The sequence below is a fragment of the Pseudomonas sp. NMI760_13 genome, from assembly GCF_021283245.1.
GTDB lineage: Bacteria > Pseudomonadota > Gammaproteobacteria > Pseudomonadales > Pseudomonadaceae > Aquipseudomonas > Aquipseudomonas peradeniyensis.
Genome location: NZ_JAJSRC010000007.1, coordinates 221,554 through 233,580, shown reverse-complemented (window position 1 = coordinate 233,580; position 12,027 = coordinate 221,554). Strand labels below are relative to the sequence as shown.

At 59.3% G+C, this 12,027-nt stretch carries 16 protein-coding genes, 1 tRNA gene and 1 pseudogene; 7 read left to right on the top strand and 11 right to left on the bottom strand.

Going from position 1 to position 12,027, the window contains the following annotated elements; genetic code table 11:
• Positions 1-112: 112 nt before the first annotated feature.
• The 8 genes from LU671_RS10520 to LU671_RS10485 all read right to left on the bottom strand — a co-directional run bounded on the left by LU671_RS10520 (position 113) and on the right by LU671_RS10485 (position 6,074).
• Positions 113-1,072: a glutathione S-transferase family protein gene (locus tag LU671_RS10520; protein ID WP_232855643.1), complete on the bottom strand. Its 960-nt coding sequence runs from the start codon at positions 1,070-1,072 to the stop codon at positions 113-115.
• Between the two features lie 97 nt (positions 1,073-1,169).
• A complete protein-coding gene (locus tag LU671_RS10515; protein ID WP_232855642.1) occupies positions 1,170-2,186 on the bottom strand; it encodes a glycosyl transferase family protein in 1,017 nt (338 codons plus the stop codon).
• Positions 2,183-2,518 carry a TusE/DsrC/DsvC family sulfur relay protein gene (locus LU671_RS10510; RefSeq protein ID WP_028692378.1) on the bottom strand — a complete coding sequence of 112 codons (336 nt, stop codon included), beginning with the start codon at positions 2,516-2,518 and terminating at the stop codon, positions 2,183-2,185. The genes LU671_RS10515 and LU671_RS10510 overlap by 4 nt, the downstream gene beginning before the upstream one ends.
• Complete coding sequence (tusB, locus tag LU671_RS10505) at positions 2,515-2,811, bottom strand: sulfurtransferase complex subunit TusB (RefSeq protein WP_232855641.1); 297 nt, start codon at positions 2,809-2,811, stop codon at positions 2,515-2,517. Before tusB ends, LU671_RS10510 begins: the two co-directional genes overlap by 4 nt.
• A complete protein-coding gene (gene tusC / locus LU671_RS10500) occupies positions 2,811-3,170 on the bottom strand; it encodes a sulfurtransferase complex subunit TusC (RefSeq protein WP_232855640.1) in 360 nt (119 codons plus the stop codon). The genes tusB and tusC overlap by 1 nt, the downstream gene beginning before the upstream one ends.
• A 1-nt stretch (position 3,171) precedes the next feature.
• Positions 3,172-3,564 (bottom strand): sulfurtransferase complex subunit TusD, encoded by a 393-nt coding sequence (tusD, locus tag LU671_RS10495; protein ID WP_028692375.1) that lies wholly within the window; start codon positions 3,562-3,564, stop codon positions 3,172-3,174.
• Positions 3,565-3,650: 86 nt separating this feature from the next.
• Positions 3,651-5,030 carry a nucleobase:cation symporter-2 family protein gene (locus tag LU671_RS10490; protein ID WP_062573555.1) on the bottom strand — a complete coding sequence of 460 codons (1,380 nt, stop codon included), beginning with the start codon at positions 5,028-5,030 and terminating at the stop codon, positions 3,651-3,653.
• Positions 5,031-5,402: 372 nt separating this feature from the next.
• Positions 5,403-6,074, bottom strand: a complete 672-nt coding sequence (locus LU671_RS10485; protein ID WP_028692373.1) for a Bax inhibitor-1/YccA family protein — start codon at positions 6,072-6,074, stop codon at positions 5,403-5,405.
• A gap of 147 nt (positions 6,075-6,221) precedes the next feature.
• Here LU671_RS10485 and LU671_RS10480 point away from each other — a divergent pair.
• Positions 6,222-6,309 (top strand) — tRNA-Ser (locus LU671_RS10480).
• A 916-nt stretch (positions 6,310-7,225) separates the two neighbouring features.
• Positions 7,226-7,690 carry a hypothetical protein gene (locus LU671_RS10475; protein ID WP_232855639.1) on the top strand — a complete coding sequence of 155 codons (465 nt, stop codon included), beginning with the start codon at positions 7,226-7,228 and terminating at the stop codon, positions 7,688-7,690.
• Positions 7,691-8,125: 435 nt separating this feature from the next.
• Here the strand turns inward: LU671_RS10475 and LU671_RS10470 are convergent, their stop codons facing one another.
• A complete protein-coding gene (locus tag LU671_RS10470) occupies positions 8,126-8,446 on the bottom strand; it encodes a hypothetical protein (RefSeq protein WP_232855638.1) in 321 nt (106 codons plus the stop codon).
• A gap of 251 nt (positions 8,447-8,697) precedes the next feature.
• Between LU671_RS10470 and LU671_RS10465 the strand changes: the two genes are divergently transcribed.
• The 3 genes from LU671_RS10465 (at position 8,698) to LU671_RS10455 (ending at position 10,638) form a co-directional block, all read left to right on the top strand.
• Positions 8,698-9,414, top strand: a complete 717-nt coding sequence (locus tag LU671_RS10465) for a DUF6602 domain-containing protein (protein WP_232855637.1) — start codon at positions 8,698-8,700, stop codon at positions 9,412-9,414.
• Between the two features lie 55 nt (positions 9,415-9,469).
• Positions 9,470-9,766 carry a hypothetical protein gene (locus LU671_RS10460; protein ID WP_232855636.1) on the top strand — a complete coding sequence of 99 codons (297 nt, stop codon included), beginning with the start codon at positions 9,470-9,472 and terminating at the stop codon, positions 9,764-9,766.
• Between the two features lie 557 nt (positions 9,767-10,323).
• The gene (locus LU671_RS10455; RefSeq protein WP_232855635.1) at positions 10,324-10,638 is read left to right on the top strand and encodes a hypothetical protein; all 315 of its coding nucleotides are present in this window, start codon (positions 10,324-10,326) and stop codon (positions 10,636-10,638) included.
• Here the strand turns inward: LU671_RS10455 and LU671_RS29690 are convergent.
• Positions 10,639-10,871: pseudogene (locus LU671_RS29690) on the bottom strand (hypothetical protein). It lies immediately after the preceding gene.
• 49 nt (positions 10,872-10,920) lie between these two features.
• A complete protein-coding gene (locus tag LU671_RS10445) occupies positions 10,921-11,133 on the bottom strand; it encodes a hypothetical protein (RefSeq protein ID WP_232855634.1) in 213 nt (70 codons plus the stop codon).
• 148 nt (positions 11,134-11,281) lie between these two features.
• Between LU671_RS10445 and LU671_RS10440 the strand changes: the two genes are divergently transcribed.
• Positions 11,282-11,596, top strand: coding sequence for an FxLYD domain-containing protein (locus LU671_RS10440; RefSeq protein ID WP_232855633.1), 315 nt, complete (start codon positions 11,282-11,284; stop codon positions 11,594-11,596).
• An 80-nt stretch (positions 11,597-11,676) separates the two neighbouring features.
• Entirely contained in the window at positions 11,677-11,988 is a 312-nt protein-coding gene (locus LU671_RS10435; RefSeq protein WP_232855632.1) for a DUF2513 domain-containing protein, read from the top strand.
• The last annotated feature ends 39 nt before the right edge of the window (positions 11,989-12,027 follow it).

Here is a 12,027-nt window from a genome sequence, read left to right as displayed (position 1 = left end):
TGGGGCCGCTTTGCGGCCCTTTCGCGGCACAAGGCCGCTCCTACAGGGATCGCATACCCTCTGTAAGAGCGGCCTTGTGCCGCGAAAGGGCTGCAAAGCAGCCCCGGCTTTCTCAAGCCTGCCAGATCCCTTTCCCCGACAACCGCTCCCGATCATGCGGCAAGCCAAAGTCCTGCAACGGCCCCTTGGGCACGATCCCATTCGGGTTGATGGTCTTGTGGCTCATGTAATAGTGCTTCTGGATATGCTCCATGTTCACCGTGCCCGCCACCCCCGGCCACTGGTACAGCTCGCGCAGCCAGTTGGACAGGTTCGGGTAGTCGCTCAACCGGCGCAGGTTGCACTTGAAGTGCCCGTGGTACACCGCGTCGAAACGCACCAGCGTGGTGAACAGGCGCACATCGGCCTCGGTCAGGTACTCGCCGGCCAGGTAGCGCTGGCGACCCAGCAGCCCCTCCAGATGATCCAGCTCATTGAACACCTCGTCGAAGGCAGTCTCGTAGGCGTCCTGCGAGGTGGCGAAGCCGGCGCGGTACACGCCGTTGTTCACCGCCGGATAGATACGCTCGTTGAGCCCATCGATGGTCGCCCGCAGCGGCTCGGGGTAGAGGTCCAGGGTATTGCCGGTCAGCTCGTCGAAGGCGCTGTTGAAGATGCGGATGATCTCGGCCGACTCGTTGTTGACGATGCGTTTCTCCTGCTTGTCCCACAGCACCGGCACGGTCACTCGCCCGGTGTAGTGCGGGTCGTCCTGGGTGTAGCGCTGGTGCAGGTACTGCAGCGCATCCAGTTGATCGCCACTGGAGCCTTGCTGCTGGTCGAAGGTCCAGCCGTGCTCGCCCATCAACCAGCTGACCACCGAGACATCGATCAATGGCTCCAGGCCCTTGATGGCGCGGAAAATCAGGGTGCGGTGCGCCCACGGGCAGGCCAGCGACACGTACAGGTGATAGCGGCCGGCCTCGGCGGCGGGCAGCGGGTTGCGCCGCTGCGCGTTCTCGCGCTGGAAGGCGCCGTCCTTGCTGCTCTGGTACCACTGGTCATGCCAGCGGCCATCGATCAAAAGGCCCATCTCGGAGCTCCTCGAAACACAATCGTTTGTCGTTGGAGCTCAGTCTAGGGCAAAGCGTTCGAAGAAATAGCGCAAAGACTGCCCTATTCCTATCGGTTTATTCGATGTCTTTACGGGCGGCCCAGTAGGCGCGGGCATTGCCGAACGCCTGCTCGCGTTCCTGGCCGAGCCCGCGCAGGGCCAGGGCCATGGTCGCGACCACGGCCAGTTCGCCGTAGCTGTCCTGCGCCTCGCCGCGCCACACCGCCAGCAGGTGCTCGGGCTGCAGGCTGGCCGGCTTCACATGGCGCTGGGCGCTGAGCGCCGGCCACTCTTCGTCCCAGGCCTCGCCGGCCGAGGTGCCGTACAGGTGGCTGATGACATCCGGGTTGACCTCGATCTCGCCACCGTCGCCCTTGATGACCACGACATGATCGCCGAGCAGGCGGCTGGCTTCGCGGTGCACGGCCTGGTAACCGGGGTGGAAGATGCTCTGCAGGCCGCAGCGGGCGGCAAGCGGGTTGAGCACCCGGGCCAGCGAGTGGATGGGCGAGCGCAGGCCCAGGGTGTTGCGCAGGTCGATCATGCGTTGCAGTTGCGGCGCCCAGTCCTGCAACGGGAAGAAGGCCAGCCGGCGACTGTCCAGGGACTGCTCCACGGCCGTCCAGTCACGGCAGAGCGGGATGTCCAGCAGGTCGAGCAGTTGCTCGGTGTACAGTCTTCCTGCCGTATGGGCGCCACCACCGTGCATCAGGATGCGCACGCCGTTGCCTGCCAGGCATTTGGCCGCCAGCAGGTACCAGGGCAGGTGGCGCTTCTTGCCGGCGTAGCTCGGCCAGTCGAGGTCGACGGCGATGCGCGGCGCTTGCAGGTGGGCGCGCAGGGCCTCGGTGAAGCCGGCCAGCTCCTCGGCGCTTTCTTCCCTGTGCCGCAGCAGCATCAGGAAGGCGCCCAGCTGGGTGTCTTCGACCTTGCCTTCGAGCAGCAGGGTCATGGCGGCGCGGGCCTCCTCGCGGGTCAGGCCGCGGGCGCCGCGCTTGCCCTTGCCGAGGATGCGCACGAATTCGGCGAACGGGTGTTCGGCCGGGGTTTCCAGGGTCAGCGGGTGGACGTCGTTCAGCTGTGGCTCGGTCATATGCAGTTGGTCGGCTTGGGCAGGCCCGCAAGCTTGGCGGCGAGTTTGGCGGGGGTGCCATTGAACAGGCGGTTCAGGTGCGGGCTGTTGCCTTTTTCCGCCCCGAGCTTGAGCGCGGTGTACTTGATCAGCGGACGGGTGGCCGGCGACAGCTGGTATTCCTGGTAGAACTGACGCAGCAGCTCGAGGATTTCCCAGTGGTCCGCGGTCAGGGCGATGCTTTCGCGCGTGGCGAGGGCCTCGGCGACTTCGTGGGACCAGTCCTGCAGCTCGACCAGGAAGCCGTCCTTGTCCAGGGCGATGTGGCGATCGCCGACAGTCAGGGTACTCATAGCCAGCTGTTGACCTTGTCGTGGCGCAGGGACAGTGCGACGAAGGCGGCGTAGTCCACGGCCTCGGCCAACTGGCTGTCGAGGGCGCGGGCCTGCAGGTCTTCGTCGAGGGCGAACAGGCGCGCGCCGAGGTTGGCGGCCTGCAGGGCGGCGAACGGCTCGCTGCCGGCCTTGAGCGCGTAGGTGGCGTCGCCGCACAAAAGCAGCGCGTCTTGCGGGCCCAGCAGGCGCAGGCAGCTGGCCAGGCGCTCGTCGCCGAAGGGCGAGTGGGCGATTACATGCAGGGTCGTCATCAGAGCGTCACCACCTGGTCGAAACGGGCAATCAGCGCGGCCAGCGCGGTTGCGTCGAGCACCTCGACCGGCAGCGCCAGGGCGTCGCCATCCAGCCCACGACGGGCCAGGCTGTGGCCGCAGGCGAACAGTTCCTCGACCCCGAACATCGGCAGGGCCTGGAGGTTGGCGGTCAGGTTCTTCTGCTGCAGGGCATCAGGTTGCTGCCCGGCGGCGAGCTGGAACACACCGTCATCGAGGAACAGCATGCCCAGCGGCAGGTCGAAGGCGCCACCGGCCAGGGCGATGTCCAGCGCCTCGCGGGCGGACGGGCCGCTCCCTGGCGCCTGGCGGCTAATGATCAGCAAGGACTTGGCCATCTCAATCACCTCCGAAGCAGACCAGGCGGTCGGCCAGTTGCGCGGCTTCGTGCAGCTGGCCCAGGCCGGACAGCTCCCATGGCATCGGCAGGTTCACCGCCGGGCGCTGGTAGCGGTTGGCCTCGGTGTCGTCGAGCACGCCCCGGCGCAGGGCCGCGGCGATGCACACCACGGCGTCCAGGCGGTGGTCGCTGACGAAGGCGCGCCACTGCGCGGCCACGTCGAGTTCGTCCTGGGGCGTGACGATGTTGGCCGAGGCGCTGTGCACCCCGTCCTGGTAGAAGAACAATCGGGCGATTTCATGCCCGCCGGCCAGCACCGCCTCGGCAAAGCGCAAGGCGCGGCGCGAGGAGGGCGCATGGGCCGGGGAAAAGACCGCGATGGCGAATTTCATGGAAGGCTCGTGCAAATGAATGCGGCCATGATAAAGCAAAAAGCCCGCGCTGGTGGGCGCGGGCTTTGTGCTCTGGCGGGCGCGGCTCAGGCCTGTTCCTTGCCCTCGGGCAGGAACCAGTTGAGCAGCAGGGCACAGATGCCGCCGGTGGCGACGCCCGACTCCAGCACGTTGCGCAGCGCCGCCGGCATGTGTGCGAGGAACTCCGGCACCTGGGCCACGCCCAGGCCCAGCGACAGCGACACGGCGATGATCAGCAGGGCGCGGCGGTCGAGGCGGGTGCTGGCGAGGATATTGATGCCCGAGGCCGCCACGGCGCCGAACATCACCATGGCCGCGCCACCGAGCACCGGCTCCGGCACCGCCTGGATCACCCCGGCGACGCTGGGGAACAGGCCCAGCAGGATCAGCATGGCGGCGATCCAGATGCCGATATGGCGGCTGGCGATGCCGGTCAGCTGAATCACGCCGTTGTTCTGGGCGAAGATCGAGCTGGGGAAGGTGTTGAACAGGCCGGCCAGCAGCGAGTTGGCGCCGTTGACCAGCACCCCGCCCTTGATCCGTTGCATCCACACCGGGCCTTCCACCGGCTGGCGCGAGACCTTGCTGGTGGCGGTCACGTCACCGATGGCCTCCAGCGAGGTGACCAGGTAGATCACCAGCATCGGGATGAACAGCGACCAGGAGAAGCCCAGGCCGAAGTGCAGCGGCGTCGGCACCTGGAACAGCGCGGCCTGGTGCATGCCGGTGAAGTCCAGGCGGCCCAGGTAGCCGGCCAGGGCATAGCCCACGGCCAGGGCGATGACGATGGCGCAGCTGCGCATCCACACCACCGGAATGCGGTTGAGGATGACGATGATCGCCAGTACCACGCCTGACAGCAGCAGGTTCTCGCCATCGGCGAAGGTGCCGTTGGCCATGGCACCGAAGCCGCCGCCCATGCTGATCAGGCCGACCTTGATCAGGGTCAGGCCGATCATCAGCACGACGATGCCGGTCACCAGCGGGGTGATCAGGCGCTTGACGAAGGGCAGGATGCGTGACACGCCCATTTCCACGAACGAGCCGGCGATGACCACGCCGAAGATCGCCGCCATCACGCTCTCGACCGGTGTGCCCTGCTTGACCATCAGCGCGCCGCCGGCGATCAGCGGGCCGACGAAGTTGAAGCTGGTGCCCTGGACGATCAGCAGCCCGGCGCCGAACGGCCCGAAGCGCTTGCACTGGACGAAGGTGGCGATACCCGAGATCACCAGCGACATCGACACGATCAGGTTGGTGTCACGCGCCGACACGCCCAGCGCCTGGCAGATCAGCAGGCCCGGCGTGACGATCGGCACGATGATCGCCAGCAGGTGCTGCAGCGCCGCCAGCAGGCCGATCAGCAGGCGAGGCTTGTCCTCGAGGCCAAGGACCAGTTCATTGGCAGGCGCCGCCGCGCCTGGGCCGTGTTCGTGTGAACTCATGGGAAAATGCCGCCCCGGAAGAAAAAAGGAGCGCATTCTACGGGCAGAAAGGCCATAGGGGTAGAGGCAAGCACGATGGCGGCACAATCGAAGGGGAATGGGGTAATAAGCTGACTTTTAAGTCAATCTTTGCCGGCTTTGCGGTCAGGCCTTCCAAAGTGTTCGACGTTAGAGCTTCAGCGCCTATCAGATCGAGCGCCGCCCGCGCGGCGCTCGATCTCACAGCCGCTGCAAGGGCTGTGACGAGCACCTGGCGGCCCTAACGCGGTCGCGCCCCATCCGAGCCCCCCCAAGACCGTAAAGCCTCTGTTCAGCAGGCACGAAAAAGCCCGCCGAAGCGGGCTTTTTGTGAGGCGCTGTCGACCGATTCGATCAGTCGTCGCGGCCCATGATGCCGAACAGCTGCAGCAGGCTGACGAACAGGTTGTAGATCGACACGTACAGGCTGATGGTGGCCATGATGTAGTTGCGCTCGCCGCCATGGATGATGGCGCTGGTCTGGAACAGGATGCAGACCGACGAGAACAGTACGAAGCCAGCGCTGATCGCCAGTTGCAGGCCGCTGATCTGGAAGAAGAAGCTGGCCACCACGGCACCCAGCAGGACGAAGAAGCCGGCGGTGATGAAGCCGCTGAGGAAGCTCATGTCCTTGCGGGTGATCAGCACGTAGGCCGACAGGCCGCCGAACACCAGGGCGGTCATGGCGAAGGCCGAGCTGACCACTTCGGCGCCACCGGCCATGCCCAGGTAGCGGTTGAGGATCGGGCCGAGGATGAAGCCCATGAAGCCGGTGAGGGCGAAGGTGGACACCAGGCCCCAGGCCGAGTCACGCAGCTTGTTGGTGAGGAAGAACAGGCCGTAGAAGCCGATCAGCACCACGAAGATGTTCGGGTAGCCGACACGCATCTGCTGGGCGACGAAGGCCATGATGCCGCTGAAGGCGAGGGTAAGGGCCAGCAGGCTGTACGTGTTACGCAGGACCTTGCTGACCTCCTGCTGCTCGACCTGCTGGCCGTGTTGGACGGCGTAATCCTGTTCGCGCATGGCGCACTCCTTTGGGGTGAAACCGCGGTCCGGGACCGGCGGTAGTGGAACGTATGAGGCAGAGCATATCAGAGCTGTCGCAGGGCGCGACACAGAGAGTTTGACAGCTTGTTACATTACGGTATGATTGCCGCCGCAAAACAAGCTGGAAGCGTGGCCGAGTGGTTTAAGGCAACGGTCTTGAAAACCGTCGATGGGCAACTATCCTAGAGTTCGAATCTCTACGCTTCCGCCATATTTGAAGCCCTGACATTGTCAGGGCTTTTTGCGTTTTTGGGGTTGGGAATTGTCCGGGAGGGCGTTCTTGGAGGGGCGGGTGAGGGGCTTTTTATCGCATGTGGGCGGGCAGGTGCCTGGCGATAGCCTTGCAGCGTTCTCAAGATCGAGCGCCGCCCGCGCGGCGCATCGCGGGACAAGCCCGCTCCCACATCTATTTCGGGCCAATCACTCCTGTGCCGTTGCCTGGTCCGCCCTGTTTGCACGACGCTGCTTCCGCATGGTCGCTGCAGCCGTCTCACCTGACTTGAGGCATGCGCCAAGGCGTACAGCCGCGGCGGCACAGGCATAACTGGCCCGAAACAGATGTGGGAGCGGGCTTGTCCCGCGATGCGCCGCGCGGGCGGCGCTCGATCTCATCGGCGCTGCATCCCTCTCGGCGAACACCTCGAAAGGCTGACCCTTGGCTTGGCTAAGTCGCGCTGCCAGCCGGATGTGATTAGATGGATCCTCAGTCAGGAGGATCGAAATGAGTAATTCAGCCAGGAACCCATTCACCTACGCAGCCATCCCATTGCTATCCACCGGAGCTGGCTTCGCAGCAGCTGGAGCCATGGCGCAGCCTGCTTTTGGGTATAGCGGTGCAGCGATGATAGTTAGCGGAGCTGTCCTGCTGATTATCGGTTTAAGGCGCAATCGTCGTAAGGCTTAAGCTGCTGGCTCTTTCGCCCTCTTTTTCTGAGAAGCCCGGGAAGATGCTGATAGGATCCAGGTCAACGATAAAGGAAGTATGCGTCTCTGCGACTGTTGTGTATTGAAGGTCATGTTTTTGGTGCGTGCTGCCTTTATTTTAGTGGTGGGATTCCAGGATTTCATGAGGTGATGTAAAGAGTTTCTTTTATTGGTTATCTTGCAATTGTTTCTGGTGAGGGGCTATGTGGGTCTTAGGGTTTATAGTTAAAGCACTAATTTCATTTTTTGCTCATCCATTTGGCTGGTCGATAAATGGGAGGGATGTGCGTATTGGATATGAATTAGGGTTGGCATTTTTGATGTGCTTGTTGGCCTGTGTCGTTTTTATTTTGGGATTGACGGGGGTGCTTACTTTCTGTCCTGATAAGTATTCAGATTCAGTGGCGAGAGCAGGAGCCGTCATGACTATTTTGCTTGTCTTCGGGAAACATCGTCTGGACTCCATTGCTGCCGAATTTTCTCACTGGAATAATGCATCAGCTAGTCAGGAGCTTAACAAGATGATTCTTGAGCTTCGAGTTGTGGTAAAGAGGTGCAATGTATTTATCACATCTGTTTTGATTCTTAGTGCTCTGTTGTGGGGGTATGGTGATGTTGTTGTTCTTCGATATTTCGAGGGGTTTTCTAAGGCTGTCGGTTGCTACTGAACTGATAGGTCTTAGGTCTGGGCCTCGTCGGCCGCTCGCATGATCTCGAAACACTCCTCATCGGTGATTCTGAAGATGTTGATCATCGCGGCGCCTTCCGGATCAGGTAGGCCATGTAGGCTAGGGGAATGAACATGGTTGAATCTCCCAAGGCCCGCATATAGCGGGCTGGAGTTGATGGAATGGTTTACATCAAGGCATGCGATGCATGCATCAGCGATACGGCTTCGCAGCGCCTGCCTCTCTTGGATACTGATAAGTCCCTTCTTCCACAGGCGCCCAGCCCACTGATCGCAGCCTCTGAGAAATCGATTTCTAGCCTTGCGGGATGTGATCGGTACAAGTGCAAGCATTAACTCTGCAAACTGCCTCATGAGGTTTTCCTCGTTGGTTTTGGAATGCTATGGTCAAGAGGTTGTGGTGTCGGTTTCCCGACTATTTGCGCCGCCCCCACCAGCAAACAGGGCCGTCGTCGGTGTCGTGGATGGCCAGGCAAAACCAGCCATCGCCCTCAGGATTGTTTGGCTCCCAGTAGTCGCAATGAGGCTCGCCAGCCTCGAAGTAACGATCGACGATCTCATCCGGCGCGTCGGTCTCAAGGTGGCGCATGACGAGTTGCAGGCCCTGTTGCGCGACCCAGGCCTTGCATCTCTCGACGTCGTCATCGTCGAAGTCGGGCAGGTCGGGTTGCTGGAACATTCCGTACTCATCGCGCTCAACCGACGCCGGCTGGATCAGCTTGATTTCTTCAAGCATGACGATTCCTTGGCCGCCATATCGCGGCAGTGAATAGAGGGGAGAGGGGTTACAGTCGAATGGAGTGCAAGTGTTCTCTTTATGATTTGACGACCAGTACGGTGGGCTGACTGTCCACACCATCAAGCACTACCGCCATTTGGGTCAGCTCACGCGGCATCTCGGTGTTGCTGGAACGGTTTTCTGTGGCATGGTAATTCCTCCTCAATTATGGTCCACTCTCATACATAGAAATTGACGGTGGTGAACTTATGTTTGAAGTGATGTTTAAGGCAAAGGTTGATGAGTTGAGGTCTCTTTTTCTGGCGACAAAGGATGTTAGCCATAACGGGGAGAAAGGAAGCTTTAGGGAGGCGTTTGTAGTCAGCTTGCTACAACAATTTTTGCCTGCTCACTTTGGGCTTGGCTCTGGTGTTGTAGTGGATAAGTGGGGTCGGCAGAGTCCACAGGTCGATATAATAATTTTCGATAAGCGTACGCTGCCTCCGATTTTTGAGAGAGGTGCGAGAGGCATATATCCAATGGACTCGGTGCTTCGCGTGGTAGAGGTCAAGAGTGTCGTGAACACGTCGTCGCTTGATCAGTTCGCTAAGCTGGTATCAGCTCTTGATCCGAAAAACCCAATGGGCTTAAAAATGGCTAGCGCAGGCAAACTTGATGACGGTCAGAGCTATTATCCAGTTTGTGCTTTATTTGGTTTCGAATCTGCTTTTGGTGATTTGGCTGAAAAAATTTGTGCGCACGAAGTATTAAAGTATAAGAGCAATCCCATCTATATAGATAATGGGCAGGTTTGTGGAGTGAAATTTGAGGAAGGGCACGCGCTACATGGTGTGCGTTGTCTGAATACAAGTCACGACAATTATGCTTTGCGAATCTTTATCGGTACTTTGTTTGATGAGATTGAGGCTACGGCGAGCTCAAGAAGTGACTATAAACCCATGGATTGGTTAATAGGCGCCTCTTGACAATCCTTATGTTAGTCGCCGCAGAAGCAATCGATTCGGTAAAAAGGAGTGTTACATGGAGCAGGTAAGAGCAGCCTTTGCTGATGCCATCTTCGAGGCGATCCGCGAGTGTCACGAGTTCGGCTATCATCCTAAAAAGTGGGAAGCCATGAACCGTGCGCAACATCCGGTTGAAGCGTCGATAAAGCTGGTTCAATCCCCAGATTTTCAAGATGGATTCAAAAAGTTGCTGCGGGAGGGGAGGGTGCATTTGACAGTTGAGTCGATCATGCTTAGGCCTGAGTTTACTTCTCTCTTCAATGGGCAACTGCTCCAAGCTGCAAGATGGCGACTGGAGTCAGCTCCCCGTTGACCCAGAGGGAGCAGCGCCCCGCCGTTGCTCCATCCGCCGAGGCCGGCGAACAGGTCGATTGCTGTGGTCATGGGAAATTCTCTGGCACATGCTAGAGTTTCATCACTTACCAACAAAGGGGGTAGAGATGGTCCAAGTAGTTGAAATCATCACGGAATTCAAAGCTGACGGATTCATCAATGTGGGGCGGGGAACCCGTGCGTGAGTGATTCGCCTTCATGATGCAAAGCAATACGGAATCGAAGTTGATCATGTGGTGAGGGGAGTAGCCATACCATCTGGCCTTTTCGATACCGTAGAAGATGCGAAAGCGGCGTTAATTCAATTCTGGGATGAGTGCAACGAGGCACTTCAAAATAATCCTTCATGGATGCAAGTTTTGTAGCAAAGCGGCTTTGGATGGTGGCGCCGCCCTCGCCGGGGAGGCGCTATCGTTGAATAGGGAGAAGTGCTGGCGGGCAGCGCTGGAAACGTGTTGCTCTCGCAAAGCGACTTTTAATCGTCAGGTGAAGTGAGGTAATCCATAGCAACCGCATGGGGCGGTTCAGGAGTCGTTTATGTCGGTTTGGAGTGAGATTTTTTCCGGTGCAGTAGGAGCATTGGTGGTTCTTGCCGTTCAGAAGGGCGTCAGTTTCTGGTCAGATCGAAGAGATTCACAGGCCATCTATCAATGGCTGGAGAGTGAATCCAAGATCCCAGGGGCACCGGACTACCGATCAACCCGAGCTATCGCAAGCAATGCAAATTTGACTGAAGAAAGGGTTCGTCAGCTTTGTAGCGTTGATACCCGCATCCACCTATCCACAGGAACCAATCCTGACCTATGGACGCTCAATGAGTCCAAGCGTGACCCCCAACATCAGATATTTTGATCACTTGTACTGACGGAAGTTCTTGAGCTTCCGCACCACAGACGGTGACAGCGTGATTTCGTGGCGCGGAGGTGTCAGTAGCGGCAGCGCTCCGCCCGGGCCAGCGCATGCAGGTGATGAATCATCAGCGTCATCGCCTCGCCCTGTTCCTCGATACCAGCCCATTCCATCAGTTCCAGCAGGGCCTGTTTAGTCCCTGGTCAGACCTTCAAGCGAAGATCTTCTTCCTGCAGTCGCTCGGCCTTCTCGCGACGGCGCCGGTCGAGCTATACAGTACCTCCGTTAATCTGTGGTGCGAGAAATGAGGGTTCGCTTGCCTGCTTCCATTGCCTCAATAAGGCGCATAGCCGCACGGTGGCTAAAGCAGAATCTCTTGGTCTTGCCGGTGGTAATCTCGATGATGTGCCAAGCCTTGCCCTTGGCGACTGCCTGGAACAGAGGTTCGGGCGTTGGGGCAGGGTGACCAATCAGTTCGTAGAACTCGGCAGTGGCCATGTCCAGCTTGCAACGTAGAGTGACACCGAGAAGCCCCGAGCCATTGAGCCGGGGCTTCTTGCGTTAGGTGACAGCAGCATGGCGCTATCGTCTTGACATCGATACGGCTGAAAGCGATGGTAGGGCTCCACTTTTTTTGGATCCCATTATGATCAAGGTGCTTGCTTTTGCTGCTTCGCTGTTCGCGTTCTCTGCTGTTGCAGCTGATAAGGTCACTGTGTCAGGGCTTAATGTCTCGAACGCGGCGGGCTATCCAGCGGTAGAGGGCCTGGCGCGAAACAATACGAACGCCACGCTGGCGAACGTATTCGTGAAATTCAAGCTGTATAACCCTGCCGGTCAGGTAGTGGGCAACACCATCGCGCACGGACAGGATATTGGTCCAGGTGAGACTTGGAAGTTTTCCGCTCCCGCGACTGGAAGCTTTTCCAGGGCCGAACTGTCTCAAGTGCAAGCATTCTGATGCAGCCCCGGCCACTGTGCCGGGGTTTTTGCTAATCGTCGACCTGGTTAGATCCACTCCCGTCAGACCTGAGGCTATCCATGAAGCGCGACATGAAGTTGGTTTTCGATATTTTGCAGTTCATTGAGTCCACTGTCACCGATTGCGGCCCGACTCGTCTTGAGATACTGCAAGAACTGTGTACCAAGCGCGGTGTTTGGGATAACAGTGATGCGGAGGATGTGCTGGTCCAGGAAATCATGTACCAGCTGCAAATCCTCGAAATCGGTGGCTTCGTAGCTAAGGAAGAAGTCGAGCCTTTCGGGGACCAGTCTGATGAAACGTATTATCAGTTATCTTGGAGCGGCCACGATCAGCTGGACGCCATGCGTAAGGTGATCAGCATCGGCTGACCACGAGTGTGTGTCTGTGAGCTCCGCCATCGTGCGGGG